Origin of the sequence: Flavobacterium soyae (assembly GCF_045348165.1) — a bacterium.
Classification (GTDB): domain Bacteria; phylum Bacteroidota; class Bacteroidia; order Flavobacteriales; family Flavobacteriaceae; genus Flavobacterium; species Flavobacterium soyae.
The window spans coordinates 4,655,987-4,678,030 of record NZ_CP150845.1 but is presented as its reverse complement, the minus strand read 5'-3'; the positions used below and the strand labels follow the sequence as shown (position 1 = coordinate 4,678,030).

Sequence of the window (22,044 nt, the reverse complement as noted above, 5' to 3'; positions counted from 1 at the left end):
ATTTTAAGATGGTTTTATTCCGGCTCTTCTAATATTTATTGCTTTTACCATAACTTCAAACCAAAAAGGAGCTCCAAAGCTGAGAGCAAATGCTGAAATTATAATTCCACAAATCCACCACAAGAACATTGGCAAAAACTTTTCTTCTTTTGAATTTAAAAAATCAGAATTATATCCAATTGGAAGAGAGCTATCTTCTATTTCAGTAATTACTGATTTGATACTTTCTATATTTTTAGCAATATCAACCGAATCAATTTTTTGAGCATTAATTTTATTTTCAAATGCCTTTTTTTCGGCTATTAACACAAGATCTTTGCGATACTTATCATCAGTATTTAATTTTTTAATTAGAGTAATAGAATCAACATTCAGCGCCAGGCAAACTAATAAACTTATAATAAAGAGGCTTCTTTTTGTTTTTGTTTTATACCAGCCGCTTACTCTGGCCATATAATCATCAAACCAATCTGCAATTTTTTTCTTTAATTCAGTATAGTTTTCCGTTTTTTCATAAAATGCCCTTAAATAACTTTTTAATGGACTGTAGTTCATTTGTTCAAGTCCTTTTTGAAATCTCTTATAAGGATCTTCAATGCGTTCTTCGACCAGTTTAACATCTACTAAATTTGCAGATCCTTTAGGATCAAAAATATTTTCAAATTTTGTAGTTTCAGATTGACTCCCAATAATATCAATCAAGGCATCAGCAAACATATCAGACGAAATGTACTGCGGGTAAGAATCCCTGTTTTTTTTAAGCTGATCGATACTAAAGTGGCTGTATAAGCTGGCACCGTAGCTTTTGTTCACAGGATCGTTTAATAATTTAAGAATTGTTTCGTAAAGAAAACGGCCTCTTTTTTGGGTTTTGTAGGAGTACCATTCAAAGAGTAACGAAACAAGGGTACTAAAGAGAAAGTAAAATAAACCTAACGCAATTAGTATTTCCAAAATTTTAGATACTTGCATAGATAATTTGTTTTTGGTTAAAAATAGATTAGTTTAATTTTGGTTAATAAGAAAAACCACAGCTAATTTATTTAAACAAAAGTTAAATTATTATTTGTAAGGTAAATATTTCACTTTATCGAATCTAATTTGTTATTTGGTGATTAATTCGTGAATGAAAAAGACTACATTATAAAAATATTAACATTTTAAATTGAACTATAATTAATTTATTATTTTCAATTGTTAAAATGGTTAAAATTTGCAAGAGTCAGATTTCAATCTGTTTTTATAAAATCTGATGAATAAAAAATGAGGTTGTATCAAAAGTCGACACAGCTCTTTTACTATAATTATTTTGTTTGTTTTTAGTGATTTAATTGATCACTTTTTGATATCCGATTTATCATTCCATAGGAATGTTTCGTAGATAGAAAAAATAATTATCAGTCACATTTGCGTTCCATAGGAACGTTTGATCGATCAGATTATTAAAAACAATGTCAAAATCAAACGTTCCTACAGAACGTGAACCATTATAACAATATAATTTTCTACCAATGAAATGTTCCTACAGAACAAGGAAACATGTAAAATAACAAAGAGATTATGTCGACTTTTTATACAGCCTCATCTTTTATAATAGGGTGTATATTAAAATGAAATATAAAAATACATTCAATTTGTTGTAAACGATTTTGGTTATTGTGAAAATTTTATTGGGAATGTCGTTTGGGTTTACTTTTTAAACTTGTCCTCTTCTTGGTGGTTCAGGTTTCCATGGAGGAACAATAACATTTTTCTGAAAATTTATGTGCGTTTTTTTTGAGTGTAGTTTTACTTCAACGATATATTCTTGTGGTCCTGAATCAATTGTGTCAATTTTCATTTCAAAGTCACCATTTAAAGCTTTTTCTTTAGAGGATAACTCAATGTAATTCTTTCCAAGATCATTTTTCTTAATAATGTAACTTGCGATTTTTTCTTTTCCGCCAACAGAAATTAGGATTTGATTTTTGCCTCTAATAATTGTAATTTGATTTGCAATGCTAAAATGTTCACTAAGCGGATCAGATGATAGAATATCATTACCATCGATTACTATTTTAGTAGGAGTCCAATTGCCTTCTAAATTAATTTGTTTCGAATTCCAAATGATGAAAAAAACACCTGAAACTAGAAAAAAGCCAATTGCTAATATTTTGGTTATCTTCCACTTGCGTTTAGTAACTGGATGATCGATATGTGTAGATTTGTGAATAGCTTTCTTAAGAGGCATTATTTTAAATAAGGTTAAATAATTTCTTATGCTAAAATATAGCATTTAACTAAAATTGATTTAAAAAAAAAGAGATTTCTTTTCTAAAAATATTTCCCCGCCCAACACCCCAACAAATAAATTCTGATTTTGTATATTTGCCCAACCAAACATTACAATTACTTATGAGCCAAAAAGTATTACTTAATTCAAAAGAAGTTACTATCATACTCCATCGTTTGGCTTGTCAGTTAATCGAAAAACATCTTGATTTCTCTGATACAATTTTAATCGGGATTCAGCCGAGAGGTGTTTATTTGGCTGAGCGTTTAAAGCAAATTTTAGAGAACGAATACAAAACTCCTGAAATTTCTTTAGGTTATCTTGATATTACTTTTTTTAGAGATGATTTCCGCAGAACCGATAAACCGCTTGAAGCCAATAAAACTCAGATAAATTTTATAGTCGAAGACAAAAAAGTCATTTTTATTGATGATGTTTTGTTTACCGGACGAAGCATTCGTTCTGCCTTAACTGCAATTCAATCCTTTGGAAGACCTTCAGAAATTGAATTGTTAGTATTAATCGACAGACGTTTCAGCCGTAATTTACCAATTCAGCCTGATTACAGAGGCCGTCAGGTGGATGCTATTAATGGCGAAAAAGTAAAAGTGAGCTGGAAAGAAAATGATGGTGAAGATGTTGTTCACTTAGTGACAAATTAAGTTTAATCGGTTAACCGGTTAATTGTTTAATCGGAAGGAACGATTAAACGATTGAAAAAATTAAAAAAGTTGAACCGTTAAATCGGTTAACTGTTAATCGTAAAGAAAGCGATTAAACGATTAAACAAATAAACAGTTAAACATTAAACATGAAAGAATTAAGCGTAAATCATTTATTAGGAATTAAATATATCAACGAGAATGATATTAACCTGATTTTTGAAACGGCAGATCATTTTAAAGAAGTCATTAATCGGCCAATTAAAAAAGTTCCTTCATTACGAGATATTACCATTGCCAATATTTTCTTCGAAAACAGTACCAGAACCAAACTTTCCTTTGAATTAGCGCAGAAACGTTTATCTGCAGATGTTATCAGTTTTTCTGCAGCGCAGTCATCGGTTAAAAAAGGAGAAACCCTGATTGATACTGTAAATAATATCCTTTCGATGAAAGTTGATATGGTTGTAATGCGCCACTCTAATCCCGGAGCGGCTTATTTTTTATCTAAAAATGTCAAAGCCAGTATCGTAAACGCCGGAGACGGAGCGCACGAACATCCAACCCAAGCTTTATTAGACAGTTATTCTATCAGAGAAAAACTGGGAGATGTTGCCGGAAAAAAAGTAGTTATTGTAGGTGATATTCTGCATTCGAGAGTTGCCTTATCTAATATATATGCTTTGCAGATGCAAGGCGCAGATGTAAAAGTCTGCGGGCCAAAAACACTGATTCCAAGATATATTGAATCACTTGGTGTTACGGTTGAACCCAATTTACGCAAAGCTTTAGAATGGTGTGATGTTGCGAACATGCTTCGTGTGCAAAACGAACGTATGGATGTTAACTTCTTTCCATCAACACGAGAATATGCACAGCAATACGGAGTTGACAAACCGCTTTTAGATTCTCTTGGAAAAGAAATCGTAATCATGCACCCGGGACCAATTAACAGAGGAGTAGAAATTACATCTGAAGTTGCTGATTCTGATCATTCTGTAATCTTAAATCAGGTAGAGAATGGTGTAGCGATTAGAATGGCGGTTATTTATCTTTTAGCTTCTAAAATACAGTAGTTTAAAGTTTCATGTTTAAAGTTTCAAGTTTTGGAACGTGAATATCTGGATGTCACCCTGAGCGAAGTCGAAGGGATTTTACGTGACGAGGGCTTCGACTTCGCTCAGCCTGACAAACCTGAAACCTGAAACCTAAAACTTGAAACAACAAACAAAAAACTTCGTACCTTAGCGCTCTGAAAAATCAATTTTTATATTAGCCCCACAAATTATAAAATGAAAGTAGATCAAAAAGGACATACCGTTACCATAAAAGATACGCAAGGCGATTTTAATGGCTTTGTAGAAAAAGTAACGCAGCAGTTTAAAACCTTTGAAAAACAAAATATTATAATCGATTTGTCATCAGATTCTGAATTGACAGAAAATGATTTAAAAGCTTTTTTACCGCTGGTTAAGCTTCATAAAAAAGCAAAAAAATCGTTTGTAATTGTAGCTTGTGATCTTGATTTTAATGCTATTTCAGATAAATTAGTTGTTGTTCCTTCTCTTTTAGAAGCACACGATATTATCGAAATGGAAGAAATTGAAAGAGACTTAGGATTTTAATTTTAGATTTCTGATTTTAGATTTTAGATTTTTTTTATGCTAAATCTAAAATGTTTTATCTATCTAGAATCTAAAATCAACAATCTAAAATCTAAAATGAAACTAACTATACTTGGCTGTTATGCCGCAACTCCCAGAACACTTACTAATCCGACTTCGCAGGTTTTAGAAATTAAAAATCGTTTGTTTTTAATTGATTGTGGAGAAGGGACTCAGGTTCAGCTTCGAAAGAATAAGATTAAATTTTCAAAAATTAATCACATCTTTATTTCGCATCTTCATGGGGATCATCTTTATGGATTAATTGGAACAATTTCGACTTTTTCTCTTTTGGGAAGAACGACTGATTTACATATTTATGGACCAAAAGGAATTAAAGAACTCATTCTTCTGCAATTAAAGCTGACAGAATCCTGGACAACTTATAGTCTGCTTTTCCATGAATTAGAGTCGAAGGAAAGTGAAGTTATTTTTGAAGACAACCGTGTTGTTGTAAAAACGATTCCGCTAAAGCATCGGGTTTATACAAATGGTTATTTATTTCAGGAAAAACCTGGAGAACGAAAGTTAAATGTCGAAGCAGCTCAGCATTATAATATTCATACGGCTTATTATCAAAAGATAAAAAACGGAGGAAATGTTACGCTGGATGACGGAACTGTAATTGAGAACGAAAAATTATCTTTTGACCCAATTCCGGCAATGAGTTATGCTTTTTGTTCGGATACGGTTTATAATGAAGATGTTATTCCGATTATTGAAAATGTAGATGTTTTGTATCACGAATCTACTTTTTTAGAATCAGAAGCTCCTTTGGCATTAAAAACACTGCATTCAACAGCAAAAGAAGCTGCAAGGATCGCTTTAAAAGCAAATGTGAAGCATTTAGTTTTAGGTCATTATTCAACACGCTACGACGGAATTGAGCGTTTTAAAGAAGAAGCCGAAGAAATTTTCCCGAATGTTCTTTTGGGAGATGATGGGTTAAGTTTTGAATTTTAATCTAAGGTTCTAAGGGGCTGAGGGACTAAGATGCTAAGTTTAGGAATGTAAACAACGGATGTCACCCTGAGCGGAGTCGAAGGGTTTTTGCAGCAAGAGAGGCTTAGACTTCGCTCAGCCAGACAAACTTGAAACTTGAAACAAAAAAAATCTAAAATCTAAAATCTGCAATCTAATATCTAAAATCAACAATCATGAGTGATTTAAGCAATTATAGAAAATCTTACGAAAAGAGTGAATTATTAGAAACTAATATTCCCGAAGATCCCATTAACCTTTTTAACCGCTGGTTTCATGAAGTGGAGGATTTTGGCGGAAGCGGCGAAGTAAACGCAATGACAGTTTCGACGATTGGTTTGGATGGATTTCCAAAATCACGTGTCGTTTTATTGAAGAAATTTTCTGAAGAAGGATTTATATTTTATACCAATTATGATTCTGAAAAAGGAAAAGCAATTACAGCGAACCCAAACGTTTGTTTGTCATTTTTTTGGCAGGAAATGGAACGTCAGGTTATCATAAAAGGAATTGCCCAAAAAACTTCTGAAATTATTTCTGATAATTATTTTGATTCCCGTCCTGACGGAAGTAAGCTGGGAGCGATTGTTTCTCATCAGAGTGAGGTTATTCCGTCGAGGGCTTTTTTAGAAGAGAACTTAAAGAAACTTGAAGCTGAGTTTGAAGGAAAACCAATTCCAAGACCTGAGAATTGGGGCGGATTCATTGTAACGCCGCTGCAAGTTGAATTTTGGCAGGGAAGACCTAACAGATTGCATGATAGAATTCGCTATACAAGCCAGTCTGATTTTTCATGGAAGATCGATCGTTTATCGTCTTGATTGTAAGAATTTTATATATTTTTAAGAAATTTTAATGTATTTTGTCGATTATTTTTGTAGTTTACCGACAAATTGAATACGTTTGGACAATAAAACAGAGAAAATTGTCACATAATAATTTTAAAGAATTTGCCCCAACATTTACTTTAAAGCTTTAAACTACTACTGATTATGAAAAAGATTATGTGCGCCATGGTGTTCATTGTGATGTCTATCACAATGAACTCATGCTCTGCCGATAGCGCCGAAGGGAATGAAAGTAAAAGTAGTACTTCAACAGAAAAGATAATTACAGACTACAGCTACAACGCGTCTGAATTAGAAACAATGCAGTTAATAAACGATTACAGAGTAAGTATTGGTTTAAATGCATTGGAAAAAATTAATTACATTTCTTATAAATGCGAAGAGCATAACAAATACATGATCGACAATAATGTTGTTAATCATAATGATTTTGTGTCTCGTTCAAACAATATTATAAGCGTTCTTGGTGCCAAAAAAGTTGGCGAGAATGTTGCTTACAACTACAAAACATCGGCCGCAGCAGTTAAATCATGGCTGGAAAGCCCGGATCATAAAGAAAATATCGAAGGAGATTATACTCATTTTGGTATTTCGGTTACTACAGATGCTGCCGGGAAAAAATATTACACCAATATATTTGTTAAAATTTAAAAGAGAACATTTGAACTGGTTGGTTAGTTTTCGCTGCATTCTTGAGTTGCAGCGTTGTTTTTTAAAAAAAGCTGTCTATGAATAATAGACAGCTTTTTAATTATTGATGGCTTGGTTTTGAAATTTATAATCCTGTAATAATAAACTCGCTTCGTCTGTTCATTTGGTGTTCTTCTTCAGAACATTTTACATCATCTGAACATAAATTTACAAGCTGTGTTTCTCCATAACCTCTTCCGGTTAAACGATTTGTAGCAACTCCATTGTTTATGAGCCATGTTATGGTTGATTTTGCTCTTCGGTCAGATAATGCTTCATTATATTGATGTGAAGCCCTGCTGTCTGTATGAGAACGAATGTCTAATTTCATTGTTGGATTTTGTTTTAAGACATCGAGAATTTTTTCTAAATCTAAAGCAGCTTCTGTTCGAATGTTAGATTTGTCTAGATCAAAATAAATCATTTTAATACCAAAACATTTTCCTAAATCGTCTCCTATAGTAACTTTACAGATAGATTTTTCAAGAGCAATAGGAAGATTGGTTTTTCCGGTTTCTTTTGGTATTGTTATGCTGACTTCTTTAGTTGCGTATTCCGGTTTCTCTGCCCGTACATAATAAGTTTTTCCGCATTCGACATCAAAACCGTACAGTCCGGCTGCATCTGCAACAGTTGAATTTTTTATTCGCTGCATGCCATCATATAAGGTAACTTTAGTTCCGGGAAGAATAATTCCGGTTACAGCATCTGTAATTACACCGCTTAATTCCTGAATACATTTTAAACGTTTGGTTTCTAGAAATTTGTAAATATCATCAGAACCGAGTCCGCCGTCTTTATTAGAAGAAAAATATCCTCTTCTTGAAACTGGATCAATGATATAAGCAAAATCATCTTTAGGCGAATTAATATCGGCACCTAAGTTTTGAATATCACTTATAGTTCCGTTATTTTCAATTTGGCCCACAAAAACGTCCAGACCTCCAAGTCCGGGATATCCGTCTGAAGCAAAATAAATTTCGTTTTCACTTGTTACATACGGGAACGTCTCTTTTCCTTCAGTATTTATTCCTTTTCCTAAATTTTCAGGTGTTCCAAAGCTGCCGCTGTCGTTAATGTTAACTTTGTAAATATCAGACTGACCAATTGAACCCGGCATATCTGAAGAAAAGTATAATGTTTTTTCGTCAGGACTTAATGCTGGGTGAGCTGTATTGTAGTTATCACTCGTAAAAGGGAGTGCGGCTACGTTTGCCCATTTTCCATTTTCGAGACTGGCCTTATAAATTTTTACTAAAGTAACGTTATTAGCATCTTTTCCTTTTTTGCCATTAATATAATTGTTTCTTGTAAAGTAAACAGTATTTCCATCTTTAGTAAAAACAACTGAAGATTCATGAAATCTTGTATTTACGGTAGATCTGATTTTATTTACTTTAGAAGTTGAACCGCTTTGAGGATCCAGATCGGAATCGTAAATGTTAGTAAAATATTCGCCTGTCCATTTGTGTTTTCGCTGGCTGAAGTTTCCCGTGTCTCTTGCAGATGCAAAGTATATTTTATTATTATAAATAAAACTTCCGTAATCAGAATATTTAGAATTAATCCCTGCATCTTCAATAGTATAACGCCCGGAATTTGCTTTAATCTTGTCAAGATAATTCATGTTTTCTCTATAAAGCTTTCCTCTCGAGTCATTTTTGAATTTTGCATTGAACTCGTCAAGAATTCTACTTGCTTTAGCTGTTTTTCCGGTTGCTTTTAGGGACTGAGCATATCTGTAATAATATTCGGCTTCGGGAGATGTGTTTATGCCGAATAATTCTTCATACCATTTGACAGCTCCTTCAAAATTAGAGTTAAAGTAATAAGAATCGCCTAGTTTTCTGAACAGATCTTCAGACTTGTATCCTTTTGCAGCTACTCGTTCATAGGTTTTAATGACATCAACATAAGCATAACTGTCGTATTTTTTGGCACCAGCATTTAATTTTGACTGCTGCGAATAGCTGGAAAAAACATTTAGAATTATTAAAATAAGAAGTGTAAAATTTTTCATAACTATTATTTTTAAAAGAAACGTGGAGTTACCATTTTGCTGGTGTTTTTGAAGAATTCGTAACGCAGATATATTTCATGCGATCCTGAATTATAATTATTTAGTTTTGTGGTTTCCCGGTCGTAACCGTATCCTAAATAGAGCCCGTCGGTGATTTGAAATCCAACAATTCCGCTTACAGATGCACTCCATCTATAAGAAAGCCCTGCAACAAATTTTTCAAAAAACATAAAGTTGGCAGAAACATCGACCTGCAGCGGTGCACCCTCGACCATTTTAATCAACGTGGCAGGTTTGAATTTTATGTATTGCAATTTGTCAAGATCAAATACATAACCGCCCATTAAATAATAATTGATTTTACTTTTATATATGGCAAAGTCATTATCATCAAATTTTTTGGTTTCGATGAAATTTGGAACTGATAAACCGATATAGGCTTTATCTGAATGCCAATATACACCTGCACCAACATTTGGTGAAAATTTATTATCTAAATCCTGAAACTGCGGATCTCCCTGATCTTCCGGATTTAGCTTACTAATGTCTAAGTTGAATAAATTGGCACTTCCTTTAATACCAAATGAAAGCTTGAAATCTGGAGATGTTTGAAGAGTATAAGATATGTCTGCAGAAACAGTTGTTTCATTTGTTGGTCCAATTTTATCATTTACTAATGATAAACCCACTCCTAAATTGCTATTGTTTATAGGCGAGTTTGCTGAAAAACTGGCAGTTTCCGGGGCTCCATCCAAACCTACCCATTGGGTCCTGTAGAGACCAAAGATGCTCAAAACACCTCTGGACCCTGCATAAGCAGGATTTACATTTATAGCATTGTACATATACTGAGTATATTGTGAGTCTTGTTGTGCATAACCAGAAATAGTTACAAACATAATGACGAAGAAAAATAATTTTGTTCTCATAGTAGATGTGTATTATTGATTATTACTCATTGATTTCTTAATTATTTTTCAATCAAAAAAGTCAATATTTTCGCTTTATTCAAAATTAAGAAATTTTTTACTATTTTTTTTGTAATACGCTATATAAGAATGTGTTATATAGCGTATTTCTTGCTTTTTTATTTTGATAGATATAGATATCCGTCTTTCTCATTATTTTGAATTTCATTATTTCCATTTAATGATTTATAATTAAGAATGTAGAAATAAGTACCTGATGGCAATCCATCAGATTTCTTAACAGTGGTTCTGCCTCTGGATGTTCCATCAAACGCATTGGTTGTATTATTATAATTTGAAGTTTCAAATACTAATATTCCCCAACGATTATAGATTTCTACAGTATTTCCAGGGTAACAGGTCAAATCATCAATGCTGTCAATTACGAATACATCATTTATTCCGTCGCCATTTGGAGAGAAAGCATTGTGTACTAAAATGTTTCCACATGCTAAAACTTGGCAGTCATTATTAATTTCCATGTTTAACAGTATGCTTCTTGGACAATTTTCATCGACAATTTTATATTCGAATGTATAATTACCAAGTACGAGACCAAATGGATTCAAATCATTTCCCTGCAATGCATTAGTATTGTTTGTGTCAATCCAGGTTCCGGTTATTGGTGTGCCTTCCGGAAGTAAACTTGACAAGTTTACTAAGCTTGAGTCGTCATTGCACGCCTCACTGGTTATGTTAACAATTTCACTTGGAACAACTGTTATGGTCACAACTGCAGTATCACAGTTTTCTGCGATTAGTTTATCACAAATGCGGTAAGTGTAGGTATAAGTTCCGGCTGGTGTTAAACTTGAAACCGTTACGTTTCCTTGATTATCGATCGTGATGTTTGGATCTGTAGTTGCATTGTTTTCATTTTCTGCAAGCAATGTAAAATCTACCAGTTCAAGCGTTGCCGGAATTTGTCCTTTAAAATCATTACTCAGCACATTTCCAACTAAACCGAAGGTGTTACAGCCAATGTTTGCATATACATCGTCATTAGCAACAACTGGTGCTTCAATAGTAATAGTTACCGTTGCTGTATCGCAGTTTGAAGTTTGATCTGCTTCACAAATTTGATATACTAATGTAAGTGTGCCAACTGGAGCATTTGGTAAAACATCTACAGAACCATCTGTATTTAGTTGTAAAAACTCGTTTGGTGTTACTGTAGTAATAATTACGTCAGAAACAGTTACGGCATTGCCTTCAAGAGTATCATTTACGAGTACATTTAGAACATTTGTGGTAGTGTGATTAACTCCTGCAATAGGACCGGCATTATCATCATTGGCAGCAATATCTTGGTACTCTTTACAGTTTATACCAAAGTCTGCATCCAAATGAACTAAATCTTGCGGAGTAACAGTTACGATATAGCTGCTTGGGCTGGTTATTGAACATACAGTATGTAATTGGGTTTTACCAGTTTTAGCAGCTAAATTTGGAAGCACTTTTACAAGCCCTGTTACGCCCAAAGCTGTAGCCATAGCATCCAGATTTGCATCTTTAACTAATTTAATAGTATAATCTCCATACGGATTTTCACTATTTGGTCTGTCTCTCCAGAATCCCATAATTCCAATGATTACTTCTTTGTGATAACCGTTTGGCCCGTCAACTATAATATTTGGACTTAATGCATTTCCAAATCCTCCGGCGTTTAATTCACCTACATTTAATGGACCCTGATAGCTTCCGTCTCCATTTAAATCAATCCATTCCCATAAGCTGTAGTCGACCGCACCACCTGCATCAGGTATATTTTTAGTAACAACACCATCATTGTTAGCATCGTACCATTCGTCCTGGATTCCGTTGCTGTTTGCATCATACCAAACGTAATCACCTAAAACCGGCAGAGTTGAAGTTCCATAATTAAAAGTATGTTCCTGGAAAATACAATCTTCAAGAGTTGTAAAGAACAAACTTGAATCTACAGGATATAATTGATAAACACTATTTAAATTAGCATCCTGCACCTGAACTAAATAACTTCCTGCAGGCATTCCTGTAAAGCTGTATCCACCATCTGGTCCGGTTAAATGTAATAAAATAGGTCCTGTTGTAGTTCCTTGCGGAATCAATGTTACCATTACATTTGGAATTCCTGAATGGCTGTCAGCATTCATAACATAACCGGATATTTTTATGGTATAATCAGGCTGGGTAATAACAACTGTTGCAGTTGCAGTACAAGTTTGATTTTCGCCATTTACGGCAGATGTTGCTGTAAGCGTATAAGTTCCGGCAGGTAAATTGGTATTGCCAACAACTTCATTTTTATCATTTGTAATTACAACTGTTGACCCCGGACTATTGGTTACTAAAATTGAACCATCACTTTTTCCAAAACAGGTTACATTTGTAGCTATGCCTGTTACAGAAACTTTGTTTTCAACAGTAAAGGTTTGAACAAGTTCTGTTTTATTTCCAGAACAATCTGTCAGTGTATAAGTTCTGGTTAAGATGTAGGCATTTCCTTCACAGCCGCTTGCTCCGTTATTAGAATCACTAATTGTAATAGTTACGGTATTGCTGCAATTATCAGCAGCATCTATAATATCTTGCGGACTTGCTGCTGGAATATTTGCAATACTTTGTAAATCTGCAGCGTCTGCCGGAGCAGTTCCTGTTGGCGGAGTTGTATCTCTAACTGTAATAATTTGAGTATGAGAAATTGGATTTCCACTACAATCACTAGTAGACCATATACGTGTTAAAGTATAATCTGTACCACATTCATTCAGAATATTGCTTTTAGTTTCAGAGAATACGATTGGTAAATTTCCGCTGCAATTATCAGAAGCTTCAATGTTTGCAGGTTCTGGAACTGCATCGCAAGAAACTGTAATATCAGTTGGAAGATTTCCAGTAAAAGCTGGCGGAGTTGTATCTTCAATAGTTATTACTTGGATAAAACTATCGGTAACATTTCCGCAGTCATCTTTTGCAATCCAGCTATTTGTATATGTTCCGGCATTTAAACATCCTTCAGAAGCTGTAAACTGTCCGCTTGTTTTAGTATAACTTACTGTTCCATCGCAGTTATCTGTCGCAATTGGCACCTGAGTTTGAGCATTATTCAATCCTTCTGTATCAGTACATTGTAATGTTATATTTAGAGCCCCTGCCTGAGTAGACCATACAGGAGCCGCTGTGTCTTCAATGGTAATAACCTGAGTAAAAGTATCAGAAGTATTGCCGCAGTCGTCTTTTACGGTCCAGGTGTTGGTATAGGTTCCGGCATTTGAGCATCCCTCAGAGGCTGTGAACTGTCCGCTTACTTTTTCGATATTAGAAACATCAGCATCACATAAATCAGCAGCAGCAGGGAATAAAGCCTGTGCAGCAGCCAGAGCTTCGGCATTGCTGCATTCAACAGTCTGGTTTAGAGACCCTGCCTGAGTAGACCATACAGGAGCCGCTGTGTCTTCAATGGTAATAACCTGAGTAAAAGTATCAGAAGTATTGCCGCAGTCGTCTTTTACGGTCCAGGTATTGGTATAGGTTCCGGCATTTGAGCATCCCTCAGAGGCTGTGAACTGTCCGCTTACTTTTTCGATATTAGAAACATCAGCATCACATAAATCAGCAGCAGCAGGGAATAAAGCCTGTGCAGCAGCCAGAGCTTCGGCATTGCTGCATTCAACAGTCTGGTTTAGAGCCCCTGCCTGAGTAGACCATACAGGAGCCGCTGTGTCTTCAATGGTAATAATCTGAGTAAAAGTATCAGAAGTATTGCCGCAGTCGTCTTTTACGGTCCAGGTGTTGGTATAGGTTCCGGCATTTGAGCATCCCTCAGAGGCTGTGAACTGTCCGCTTACTTTTTCGATATTAGAAACATCAGCATCACATAAATCAGCCGCAGCAGGGAATAAAGCCTGTGCAGCAGCCAGAGCCTCGGCATTGCTGCATTCAACAGTCTGGTTTAGAGACCCTGCCTGAGTAGACCATACAGGAGCCGCTGTGTCTTCAATGGTAATAACCTGAGTAAAAGTATCAGAAGTATTGCCGCAGTCGTCTTTTACGGTCCAGGTGTTGGTATAGGTTCCGGCGTTTGAGCATCCCTCAGAGGCTGTGAACTGTCCGCTTACTTTTTCGATATTAGAAACATCAGCATCACATAAATCAGCCGCAGCAGGGAATAAAGCCTGTGCAGCAGCCAGAGCTTCGGCATTGCTGCATTCAACAGTCTGGTTTAGAGACCCTGCCTGAGTAGACCATACAGGAGCCGCTGTGTCTTCAATGGTAATAACCTGAGTAAAAGTATCAGAAGTATTGCCGCAGTCGTCTTTTACGGTCCAGGTATTGGTATAGGTTCCGGCATTTGAGCATCCCTCAGAGGCTGTGAACTGTCCGCTTACTTTTTCGATATTAGAAACATCAGCATCACATAAATCAGCAGCAGCAGGGAATAAAGCCTGTGCAGCAGCCAGAGCTTCGGCATTGCTGCATTCAACAGTCTGGTTTAGAGACCCTGCCTGAGTAGACCATACAGGAGCCGCTGTGTCTTCAATGGTAATAACCTGAGTAAAAGTATCAGAAGTATTGCCGCAGTCGTCTTTTACGGTCCAGGTATTGGTATAGGTTCCGGCATTTGAGCATCCCTCAGAGGCGGTGAACTGTCCGCTTACTTTTTCGATATTAGAAACATCAGCATCACATAAATCAGCCGCAGCAGGGAATAAAGCCTGTGCAGCAGCCAGAGCCTCGGCATTGCTGCATTCAACAGTCTGGTTTAGAGACCCTGCCTGAGTAGACCATACAGGAGCCGCTGTGTCTTCAATGGTAATAACCTGAGTAAAAGTATCAGAAGTATTGCCGCAGTCGTCTTTTACGGTCCAGGTATTGGTATAGGTTCCGGCATTTGAGCATCCCTCAGAGGCGGTGAACTGTCCGCTTACTTTTTCGATATTAGAAACATCAGCATCACATAAATCAGCAGCAGCAGGGAATAAAGCCTGTGCAGCAGCCAGAGCTTCGGCATTGCTGCATTCAACAGTCTGGTTTAGAGCCCCTGCCTGAGTAGACCATACAGGAGCCGCTGTGTCTTCAATGGTAATAACCTGAGTAAAAGTATCAGAAGTATTGCCGCAGTCGTCTTTTACGGTCCAGGTGTTGGTATAGGTTCCGGCATTTGAGCATCCCTCAGAGGCGGTGAACTGTCCGCTTACTTTTTCGATATTAGAAACATCAGCATCACATAAATCAGCAGCAGCAGGGAATAAAGCCTGTGCAGCAGCCAGAGCTTCGGCATTGCTGCATTCAACAGTCTGGTTTAGAGACCCTGCCTGAGTAGACCATACAGGAGCCGCTGTGTCTTCAATGGTAATAACCTGAGTAAAAGTATCAGAAGTATTGCCGCAGTCGTCTTTTACGGTCCAGGTATTGGTATAGGTTCCGGCATTTGAGCATCCCTCAGAGGCTGTGAACTGTCCGCTTACTTTTTCGATATTAGAAACATCAGCATCACATAAATCAGCAGCAGCAGGGAATAAAGCCTGTGCAGCAGCCAGAGCTTCGGCATTGCTGCATTCAACAGTCTGGTTTAGAGCCCCTGCCTGAGTAGACCATACAGGAGCCGCTGTGTCTTCAATGGTAATAATCTGAGTAAAAGTATCAGAAGTATTGCCGCAGTCGTCTTTTACGGTCCAGGTGTTGGTATAGGTTCCGGCATTTGAGCATCCCTCAGAGGCTGTGAACTGTCCGCTTACTTTTTCGATATTAGAAACATCAGCATCACATAAATCAGCCGCAGCAGGGAATAAAGCCTGTGCAGCAGCCAGAGCCTCGGCATTGCTGCATTCAACAGTCTGGTTTAGAGACCCTGCCTGAGTAGACCATACAGGAGCCGCTGTGTCTTCAATGGTAATAACCTGAGTAAAAGTATCAGAAGTATTGCCGCAGTCGTCTTTTACGGTCCAGGTGTTGGTATAGGTTCCGGCATTTGAGCATCCCTCAGAGGCTGTGAACTGTCCGCTTACTTTTTCGATATTAGAAACATCAGCATCACATAAATCAGCCGCAGCAGGGAATAAAGCCTGTGCAGCAGCCAGAGCCTCGGCATTGCTGCATTCAACAGTCTGGTTTAGAGACCCTGCCTGAGTAGACCATACAGGAGCCGCTGTGTCTTCAATGGTAATAACCTGAGTAAAAGTATCAGAAGTATTGCCGCAGTCGTCTTTTACGGTCCAGGTATTGGTATAGGTTCCGGCATTTGAGCATCCCTCAGAGGCTGTGAACTGTCCGCTTACTTTTTCGATATTAGAAACATCAGCATCACATAAATCAGCAGCAGCAGGGAATAAAGCCTGTGCAGCAGCCAGAGCTTCGGCATTGCTGCATTCAACAGTCTGGTTTAGAGCCCCTGCCTGAGTAGACCATACAGGAGCCGCTGTGTCTTCAATGGTAATAATCTGAGTAAAAGTATCAGAAGTATTGCCGCAGTCGTCTTTTACGGTCCAGGTGTTGGTATAGGTTCCGGCATTTGAGCATCCCTCAGAGGCTGTGAACTGTCCGCTTACTTTTTCGATATTAGAAACATCAGCATCACATAAATCAGCCGCAGCAGGGAATAAAGCCTGTGCAGCAGCCAGAGCCTCGGCATTGCTGCATTCAACAGTCTGGTTTAGAGACCCTGCCTGAGTAGACCATACAGGAGCCGCTGTGTCTTCAATGGTAATAACCTGAGTAAAAGTATCAGAAGTATTGCCGCAGTCGTCTTTTACGGTCCAGGTGTTGGTATAGGTTCCGGCGTTTGAGCATCCCTCAGAGGCTGTGAACTGTCCGCTTACTTTTTCGATATTAGAAACATCAGCATCACATAAATCAGCCGCAGCAGGGAATAAAGCCTGTGCAGCAGCCAGAGCTTCGGCATTGCTGCATTCAACAGTCTGGTTTAGAGACCCTGCCTGAGTAGACCATACAGGAGCCGCTGTGTCTTCAATGGTAATAACCTGAGTAAAAGTATCAGAAGTATTGCCGCAGTCGTCTTTTACGGTCCAGGTATTGGTATAGGTTCCGGCATTTGAGCATCCCTCAGAGGCTGTGAACTGTCCGCTTACTTTTTCGATATTAGAAACATCAGCATCACATAAATCAGCAGCAGCAGGGAATAAAGCCTGTGCAGCAGCCAGAGCTTCGGCATTGCTGCATTCAACAGTCTGGTTTAGAGACCCTGCCTGAGTAGACCATACAGGAGCCGCTGTGTCTTCAATGGTAATAACCTGAGTAAAAGTATCAGAAGTATTGCCGCAGTCGTCTTTTACGGTCCAGGTATTGGTATAGGTTCCGGCATTTGAGCATCCCTCAGAGGCGGTGAACTGTCCGCTTACTTTTTCGATATTAGAAACATCAGCATCACATAAATCAGCAGCAGCAGGGAATAAAGCCTGTGCAGCAGCCAGAGCCTCGGCATTGCTGCATTCAACAGTCTGGTTTAGAGACCCTGCCTGAGTAGACCATACAGGAGCCGCTGTGTCTTCAATGGTAATAACCTGAGTAAAAGTATCAGAAGTATTGCCGCAGTCGTCTTTTACGGTCCAGGTATTGGTATAGGTTCCGGCATTTGAGCATCCCTCAGAGGCGGTGAACTGTCCGCTTACTTTTTCGATATTAGAAACATCAGCATCACATAAATCAGCAGCAGCAGGGAATAAAGCCTGTGCAGCAGCCAGAGCTTCGGCATTGCTGCATTCAACAGTCTGGTTTAGAGCCCCTGCCTGAGTAGACCATACAGGAGCCGCTGTGTCTTCAATGGTAATAATCTGAGTAAAAGTATCAGAAGTATTGCCGCAGTCGTCTTTTACGGTCCAGGTGTTGGTATAGGTTCCGGCGTTTGAGCATCCCTCAGAGGCTGTGAACTGTCCGCTTACTTTTTCGATATTAGAAACATCAGCATCACATAAATCAGCCGCAGCAGGGAATAAAGCCTGTGCAGCAGCCAGAGCTTCGGCATTGCTGCATTCAACAGTCTGGTTTAGAGACCCTGCCTGAGTAGACCATACAGGAGCCGCTGTGTCTTCAATGGTAATAACCTGAGTAAAAGTATCAGAAGTATTGCCGCAGTCGTCTTTTACGGTCCAGGTATTGGTATAGGTTCCGGCATTTGAGCATCCCTCAGAGGCTGTGAACTGTCCGCTTACTTTTTCGATATTAGAAACATCAGCATCACATAAATCAGCAGCAGCAGGGAATAAAGCCTGTGCAGCAGCCAGAGCTTCGGCATTGCTGCATTCAACAGTCTGGTTTAGAGCCCCTGCCTGAGTAGACCATACAGGAGCCGCTGTGTCTTCAATGGTAATAACCTGAGTAAAAGTATCAGAAGTATTGCCGCAGTCGTCTTTTACGGTCCAGGTATTGGTATAGGTTCCGGCATTTGAGCATCCCTCAGAGGCGGTGAACTGTCCGCTTACTTTTTCGATATTAGAAACATCAGCATCACATAAATCAGCCGCAGCAGGGAATAAAGCCTGTGCAGCAGCCAGAGCTTCGGCATTGCTGCATTCAACAGTCTGGTTTAGAGACCCTGCCTGAGTAGACCATACAGGAGCCGCTGTGTCTTCAATGGTAATAACCTGAGTAAAAGTATCAGAAGTATTGCCGCAGTCGTCTTTTACGGTCCAGGTGTTGGTATAGGTTCCGGCATTTGAGCATCCCTCAGAGGCGGTGAACTGTCCGCTTACTTTTTCGATATTAGAAACATCAGCATCACATAAATCAGCAGCAGCAGGGAATAAAGCCTGTGCAGCAGCCAGAGCCTCGGCATTGCTGCATTCAACAGTCTGGTTTAGAGACCCTGCCTGAGTAGACCATACAGGAGCCGCTGTGTCTTCAATGGTAATAACCTGAGTAAAAGTATCAGAAGTATTGCCGCAGTCGTCTTTTACGGTCCAGGTATTGGTATAGGTTCCGGCATTTGAGCATCCCTCAGAGGCGGTGAACTGTCCGCTTACTTTTTCGATATTAGAAACATCAGCATCACATAAATCAGCCGCAGCAGGGAATAAAGCCTGTGCAGCAGCCAGAGCTTCGGCATTGCTGCATTCAACAGTCTGGTTTAGAGACCCTGCCTGAGTAGACCATACAGGAGCCGCTGTGTCTTCAATGGTAATAACCTGAGTAAAAGTATCAGAAGTATTGCCGCAGTCGTCTTTTACGGTCCAGGTGTTGGTATAGGTTCCGGCATTTGAGCATCCCTCAGAGGCTGTGAACTGTCCGCTTACTTTTTCGATATTAGAAACATCAGCATCACATAAATCAGCAGCAGCAGGGAATAAAGCCTGTGCAGCAGCCAGAGCCTCGGCATTGCTGCATTCAACAGTCTGGTTTAGAGACCCGCTTTGTGTTGTCCAGGCTGGAGCTGTAACGTCTACTACATTTATGGTTTGACTTACAGGAAGTGATGTGTTGTCGCAGGCATCTTTTGCAGTCCATGTTCTGGTTATTGAATATGTACCGGTACAAGAACCAGGAGTACTCTGATCTGTATAAGTTAATGATGTTACTGTGCCGCTATTGTCAGTTGCCGTAGCTTGAGCAAATACTGGAATTTCCGGACAATTAATTGTAGTAGGATCTGGCAGCGGATCAATTACTGGTTTAATAGAATCTCCACTAGGTATAGTTACAGTCAGCTGTTTAGAACAATTGTTACTGTCAGTTACAGTTACTGTATATGTTCCGGCAGCAACATTATTTAAATCTTTAGTGATTGCACCATTACTCCATAAGTAACTATAGCCGGGAGTTCCGCCTGTAACCCCTAAGGTAATATTAGACGTACCTCCGCCGCAGCTTACTGTTGTATGGGTTTCGCTTAATATCAGTTCCGCAGGCGCGATTATAGGAAGAATGTATGAATTTGATAAGTTCTGAGAATCAGTGACAGTTAGTTTGGCTGTGTTGTTAGAAGTTGTATAAGTATAAGTTGGGTTTGGTAAGGTTGAATCTGGCGCACCTCCGTCATTTTTAAAATCCCAGGCATAAGTGTATGGGGTTTTACCTCCGTTTGTAGTTGATGTAAAACTAACAGTTATGTTTGTTCCAACGGTACACGCTTTATAAGTAAACTGAACGGCTAAAGGTTTAGAAATGGTAAAAGTGTTTGTATAGTCACATTGAGAATTGGTGTAAGAACTGCAGGTATAATTTGGACCAGGATCATTATTTTTATTTGTTTTCCAGGCAATAATAGTATTTTCCAGGCTTAATTCATCACCACAAGTCCAATTGAACGGACCGTATATTAACTTTTTATTGCTTCCGGGAACTATGTCACCTAATAAAACATTCAAAAAAGTAGTAACACCATTTATCTGTAAATCTGAGTTTAACCTTGCATAATGAATACTGGAACTCGAATTTGAAGAATAATTAAGATAGATATATACCTGCTGTACCTGTCCAATTGTACAAGTGGTATTAGTTATAGGCGTTCCATTTACATTAGACAGACTAAGAAATACATCCGTCAATGTGTAATTGTTTGATGTACAGCTATAACCGCAGGTTCTTAAATCTACTTGTGAAAACGATAAATGGATATTAAATATTAGAATTAACGTTATGAGAACGTTCTTAATATTAATATTTTTAAAAGAAGTAATGTTTTTCATAATCTCTAATTTTTAAACTTTAATACTTTTACTTTAAGATTCTTAGAGGGTATAGTCACTTTTAACGGACTATGATTGTTTAATGGTAATTAGGTAAATCGACTATAGAATTGATTTAGAAATAATGGTGATGTAAAAAACTTAATTTGATTCTTTTGTTTCCGAAATGTTTAACTTAACGGTTAATAGATCTTTTAAGAGATGGAGAATAAGTCCTATTTTATTGTTTTAACGGACAAATAGTACATTAAATCACATCTTGCGCCCTGATAAAAAAATAACTTACAATTTTGATAATTTTACCACTTCACAGAAAGTAGGTTTTTGATTATTATAAGTTGTTTTGTTGTTTGTTATATTTTTGACATTTTAACAGAATCAAAGTTATATTAGAGTTTTTCTATTTGATTTTTTTTATCTGTAACTAACCTAAAAACTCGTTTAACTGCTCTTTTTTTATTAAAAATTGGCTCAAAAAAACATTTTTTTGACAGGTTTGACGAAAAATTAATACTGATTTTTCCCTGCTTTTTGATAAAAACAATGTTACTTAATCGGTATTAAATGGTTAATGATTAATTATTTGGTTAATTTATTGTCAAATTCAAAATGTCGACAAAATGCATTTTTAATAGACGAAGTACATTTTTTTATAAATGGAAAAATCAATTTTTTTGTATTGTTAAAATTTTGAGAATAATTTATTCTTGTTAAAATTTTCATTTAATGTTAACAGAAATAAAAAAAAGAGAAGTATTAAAATATCTTTTGTAAATTAGAACTTAAATAAAATCGCAGCCATTTTTTGCGGTTTTTAAACCTTCTGTTTATGAAAAATTTAATTTTAATACGTCATGCAAAATCAAGTTGGGAAGCTCCTTTAAAAGATTTCGACAGACCTTTAATGAAGAAAGGGATTTTGGATGCCCACGAAGTTTCGACACATATTTCAAAATATCTTCCTAAGACTTACATTATATGGAGCAGTACAGCTGCACGTGCCTCAGAAACAGCTGTAATTTTTGCACAAAACATTTCATACCCTATAGAAAGTATCGTTTATAAAGATGATCTTTATACTTTTGATGAAAGACAACTGGAAAAAGTTATCAAATCATGTGATAATAGTTTAGAAAGCGTTATTCTTTTTGGACATAACGAGGCTATTACAAATTTTGTTAATAAATTTGGGGATGTTTTTATTGATAATGTCCCGACCTCTGGCTTTGTTTCATTGCAATTTGATTCAGAAAGCTGGGACTCAATTAATAAAGGCAAAACCAATAAAACATTATTCCCCAAAGACCTAAAATAAAT

General features: G+C 37.4%; 12 protein-coding genes. 7 read left to right on the top strand and 5 right to left on the bottom strand.

What is annotated here, in order from left to right; translation table 11 throughout:
* Positions 1-3: 3 nt before the first annotated feature.
* Positions 4-972 (bottom strand): hypothetical protein, encoded by a 969-nt coding sequence (locus AABD74_RS19335; RefSeq protein ID WP_406843982.1) that lies wholly within the window; start codon positions 970-972, stop codon positions 4-6.
* 724 nt (positions 973-1,696) lie between these two features.
* On the bottom strand, positions 1,697-2,275 hold the full coding sequence (locus AABD74_RS19330; RefSeq protein ID WP_406843981.1) for a hypothetical protein: 579 nt from the start codon (positions 2,273-2,275) through the stop codon (positions 1,697-1,699).
* A gap of 119 nt (positions 2,276-2,394) precedes the next feature.
* On the opposite strand from AABD74_RS19330, the gene pyrR reads away from it, so the two are divergent.
* The 6 genes from pyrR to AABD74_RS19300 all read left to right on the top strand — a co-directional run bounded on the left by pyrR (position 2,395) and on the right by AABD74_RS19300 (position 7,078).
* Positions 2,395-2,934 carry a bifunctional pyr operon transcriptional regulator/uracil phosphoribosyltransferase PyrR gene (gene pyrR / locus AABD74_RS19325; protein ID WP_232682307.1) on the top strand — a complete coding sequence of 180 codons (540 nt, stop codon included), beginning with the start codon at positions 2,395-2,397 and terminating at the stop codon, positions 2,932-2,934.
* A 149-nt stretch (positions 2,935-3,083) separates the two neighbouring features.
* Entirely contained in the window at positions 3,084-4,010 is a 927-nt protein-coding gene (locus AABD74_RS19320) for an aspartate carbamoyltransferase catalytic subunit (RefSeq protein ID WP_406843980.1), read from the top strand.
* A 216-nt stretch (positions 4,011-4,226) separates the two neighbouring features.
* Entirely contained in the window at positions 4,227-4,559 is a 333-nt protein-coding gene (locus AABD74_RS19315; RefSeq protein ID WP_232682308.1) for a ribonuclease Z, read from the top strand.
* A 96-nt stretch (positions 4,560-4,655) separates the two neighbouring features.
* A complete protein-coding gene (locus tag AABD74_RS19310; protein ID WP_232682309.1) occupies positions 4,656-5,561 on the top strand; it encodes a ribonuclease Z in 906 nt (301 codons plus the stop codon).
* Between the two features lie 194 nt (positions 5,562-5,755).
* Positions 5,756-6,400 carry a pyridoxamine 5'-phosphate oxidase gene (gene pdxH / locus AABD74_RS19305; protein WP_232682310.1) on the top strand — a complete coding sequence of 215 codons (645 nt, stop codon included), beginning with the start codon at positions 5,756-5,758 and terminating at the stop codon, positions 6,398-6,400.
* A 171-nt stretch (positions 6,401-6,571) separates the two neighbouring features.
* Positions 6,572-7,078, top strand: coding sequence for a CAP domain-containing protein (locus tag AABD74_RS19300; protein WP_232682311.1), 507 nt, complete (start codon positions 6,572-6,574; stop codon positions 7,076-7,078).
* Positions 7,079-7,202: 124 nt separating this feature from the next.
* On the opposite strand, the gene AABD74_RS19295 is transcribed toward AABD74_RS19300, so the two are convergent.
* The 3 genes from AABD74_RS19295 to AABD74_RS19285 form a co-directional block, all read right to left on the bottom strand.
* Entirely contained in the window at positions 7,203-9,137 is a 1,935-nt protein-coding gene (locus AABD74_RS19295; RefSeq protein WP_406843979.1) for an OmpA family protein, read from the bottom strand.
* A gap of 11 nt (positions 9,138-9,148) precedes the next feature.
* On the bottom strand, positions 9,149-10,066 hold the full coding sequence (locus tag AABD74_RS19290; RefSeq protein ID WP_232682313.1) for a type IX secretion system membrane protein PorP/SprF: 918 nt from the start codon (positions 10,064-10,066) through the stop codon (positions 9,149-9,151).
* A 158-nt stretch (positions 10,067-10,224) separates the two neighbouring features.
* A complete protein-coding gene (locus tag AABD74_RS19285; protein ID WP_406843978.1) occupies positions 10,225-20,727 on the bottom strand; it encodes a PKD domain-containing protein in 10,503 nt (3,500 codons plus the stop codon).
* Between the two features lie 829 nt (positions 20,728-21,556).
* Between AABD74_RS19285 and AABD74_RS19280 the strand changes: the two genes are divergently transcribed.
* Entirely contained in the window at positions 21,557-22,042 is a 486-nt protein-coding gene (locus AABD74_RS19280; protein WP_232680098.1) for a histidine phosphatase family protein, read from the top strand.
* Positions 22,043-22,044: the final 2 nt, after the last annotated feature.

Coding starts and splice junctions, on each gene's coding strand:
- AABD74_RS19335 (WP_406843982.1), bottom strand. CDS start 972: ATGCAAGTATCTAAAATTTTGGAAATACTAATTGCGTTAGGTTTATTT.
- AABD74_RS19330 (WP_406843981.1), bottom strand. CDS start 2,275: ATGCTATATTTTAGCATAAGAAATTATTTAACCTTATTTAAAATAATG.
- pyrR (WP_232682307.1), top strand. CDS start 2,395: ATGAGCCAAAAAGTATTACTTAATTCAAAAGAAGTTACTATCATACTC.
- AABD74_RS19320 (WP_406843980.1), top strand. CDS start 3,084: ATGAAAGAATTAAGCGTAAATCATTTATTAGGAATTAAATATATCAAC.
- AABD74_RS19315 (WP_232682308.1), top strand. CDS start 4,227: ATGAAAGTAGATCAAAAAGGACATACCGTTACCATAAAAGATACGCAA.
- AABD74_RS19310 (WP_232682309.1), top strand. CDS start 4,656: ATGAAACTAACTATACTTGGCTGTTATGCCGCAACTCCCAGAACACTT.
- pdxH (WP_232682310.1), top strand. CDS start 5,756: ATGAGTGATTTAAGCAATTATAGAAAATCTTACGAAAAGAGTGAATTA.
- AABD74_RS19300 (WP_232682311.1), top strand. CDS start 6,572: ATGAAAAAGATTATGTGCGCCATGGTGTTCATTGTGATGTCTATCACA.
- AABD74_RS19295 (WP_406843979.1), bottom strand. CDS start 9,137: ATGAAAAATTTTACACTTCTTATTTTAATAATTCTAAATGTTTTTTCC.
- AABD74_RS19290 (WP_232682313.1), bottom strand. CDS start 10,066: ATGAGAACAAAATTATTTTTCTTCGTCATTATGTTTGTAACTATTTCT.
- AABD74_RS19285 (WP_406843978.1), bottom strand. CDS start 20,727: ATGAAAAACATTACTTCTTTTAAAAATATTAATATTAAGAACGTTCTC.
- AABD74_RS19280 (WP_232680098.1), top strand. CDS start 21,557: ATGAAAAATTTAATTTTAATACGTCATGCAAAATCAAGTTGGGAAGCT.